Here is an 835-nt window from a genome sequence, read left to right as displayed (position 1 = left end):
CGGTTTGGTAGGGGCACGGCAGGAGAAAACGATCTACAAGCGCAGATTTGATGCTTGCCGTGCCGCCACCAGCGAAGCCAATCCAGCACCATCGGTTTGCTAGGGGCACGGCAGGAGAAAACGATCTGCAAGCGCAGATTTGATGCTTGCCGTGCCGCCACCAGCGCAGCCAATCCAGCACCATCGGTTTGCTAGGGGCACGGCAGGAGAAAACGATCTACAAGCTCTGATTTGATGATTGCCGTGCCGCCACCAGCGAAGCCAATCCAGCACCATCGGTTTGCTAGGGGCACGGCAGGAGAAAACGATCTACAAGCGCAGATTTGATGCTTGCCGTGCCGCCACCAGCGCAGCCGATCCAGCACCATCGGTTTGGTAGGGGCACGGCAGGAGAAAACGATCTACAAGCTCTGATTTGATGCTTGCCGTGCCGCCACCAGCGCAGCCAATCCAGCACCATCGGTTTGCTAGGGGCACGGCAGGAGAAAACGATCTACAAGCTCTGATTTGATGATTGCCGTGCCGCCACCAGCGAAGCCAATCCAGCACCATCGGTTTGCTAGGGGCACGGCAGGAGAAAACGATCTACAAGCGCAGATTTGATGCTTGCCGTGCCGCCACCAGCGCAGCCGATCCAGCACCATCGGTTTGGTAGGGGCACGGCAGGAGAAAACGATCTACAAGCTCTGATTTGATGCTTGCCGTGCCGCCACCAGCGCAGCCAATCCAGCACCATCGGTTTGCTAGGGGCACGGCAGGAGAAAACGATCTACAAGCTCTGATTTGATGATTGCCGTGCCGCCACCAGCGAAGCCAATCCAGCACCATCGGTTTG

3 protein-coding genes are annotated in these 835 nt (G+C 57.6%); all 3 read right to left on the bottom strand.

The window, feature by feature from the left end:
* The coding region (locus tag MiSe_RS49385) for a hypothetical protein (protein WP_226594924.1) at positions 1–184 on the bottom strand (184 nt) is incomplete at its 3' end.
* A gap of 125 nt (positions 185–309) precedes the next feature.
* Positions 310–552, bottom strand: coding sequence for a hypothetical protein (locus MiSe_RS49380; RefSeq protein ID WP_226594922.1), 243 nt, complete (start codon positions 550–552; stop codon positions 310–312).
* Positions 553–585: 33 nt separating this feature from the next.
* A partial coding sequence (locus tag MiSe_RS49375) for a hypothetical protein (RefSeq protein WP_226594920.1) occupies positions 586–835 on the bottom strand: 250 nt, incomplete at its 5' end.

It is taken from the genome of Microseira wollei NIES-4236, from assembly GCF_020521235.1.
Classification (GTDB): Bacteria; Cyanobacteriota; Cyanobacteriia; order Cyanobacteriales; family Aerosakkonemataceae; genus Microseira; species Microseira wollei.
The sequence above is the reverse complement of the archived record's forward strand: the minus strand, read 5'-3'. Positions and strand labels throughout refer to the sequence as shown.